General features: G+C 62.3%; 1 protein-coding gene. It reads right to left on the bottom strand.

The genetic code is table 11. The annotated features are described in order from the left end of the window. Positions 1 to 1391 (bottom strand): Na+/H+ antiporter (locus I53_RS27780; protein ID WP_051045099.1); only part of this gene is annotated, 1391 nt, incomplete at both ends.

The raw sequence follows: 1391 nt of genomic DNA, 5'->3' as shown, positions 1-1391 counted from the left end.
GCATCATTGCGACCATCGGCGCGGCGGCGCAGGTTACCAATCACCCGCGAGCTCACCTCCGTCAGCAGCTGGGTATCGATATTCTCTTCGGTATCCGCTGCCAGGCGCTCCTCCATCTTCTGGATCGCCACAATCGCCACATCGGCGGTCGCCGCGCGCGCCATGCGCTCCTCTTTCTGCTGCTGGGCGTGGTCACGCACTTCGATGCGCTGCAACAGCATTGGCAGGGCAATCACGCCGACAAAGAGTGAAAAGAGGATCACCCCGGCGGCGAGGAACACCAGCTCATAGCGCGCCGGGAAGACATCGCCGGTCGGCAGCAGGAGCGGAATCGAGAGCACACCGGCGAGGGTAATCGCCCCGCGTACACCGGCAAAGGTGGCAATCAGCAGCTCGCGGGTGCTCCATGCGCCAAACTCCATCGGCTTGTTGGTCAGGAAGCGACGGCTGAAGTTCTTCATCACCCACAGCCAGCCAAAACGCACCAGCATCAGCGCGGCGTAAATCAGCAGGATATCGGTAAACAGCATCCAGGTTTCAACGTTCGGATCGGCTTCTGCCGCCACCAGCGAGGACTCCAGAATGCCCGGCAGTTGCAGGCCCAACAGCAGGAACACCATGCCGTTAAAGACAAACTCCAGCATCGACCAGGTGCTGTTTGCGCGCAGGCGCATCGCCAGCGGCGCGCTGCGCATCACGCCAGAGCGGGTGATGGTCATCCCGGCAGCGACGGCGGCAAGAATGCCGGAGAAGCCGATATGCTCGGCAATCAGGTAAGAGGCGAACGGCAGCAGGAACAGCAGCACGATTTGCGTAGCCGGTTCGTCCCCGCCCCAGCGGCTGAGGAAACGCAGCGAACGGCCATAGAGCCAGCTGACGGCGAAACCGGCCAGCAGGCCGCCAATCGCCACTTTGAAGAACTCGACCGTGGCACCGCCGACGGTAAAGACCATCGTGCCCATCGCCACGGCGACCGCGAACTTCAGCGACACCAGGCCGGAGGCGTCATTCATCAGCGCCTCACCCTGCAGGATGCCCATGATCTTTTTCGGGATGCGCCCTTCCCCGACGATGCCGGAGAGCGCCACCGCATCGGTTGGCGACAGCACCGCGGCCAGCGCAAAGGCGGGCACCAGCGGAATACCTGGCACCATCCAGTAAATTAAGAAGCCGATACCCACCACGGTGACCAGCACCAGCGCCAGCGCAAGACCAAATATCTCGCGCCCGTGCTCAAGGAATTCGCGCGTCGGCGTTTTCCAGCCGTCGGCAAAGAGCAGCGGCGGAATGAACAGCACGAGGAAGAGTTCCGGGTCGAACTCAACGTGCAAACCGAAGGTCGGTAAGGCGAGTAACGCGCCGATGGCGATCTGCATCAGCGGTAAGGGGAT

It is taken from the genome of Methylobacterium sp. B1 (assembly GCF_000333255.1).
Taxonomy (GTDB): Bacteria; Pseudomonadota; Alphaproteobacteria; order Rhizobiales; family Beijerinckiaceae; genus Methylobacterium; species Methylobacterium fujisawaense.
This window is presented reverse-complemented; position numbering and strand designations above follow the sequence as displayed.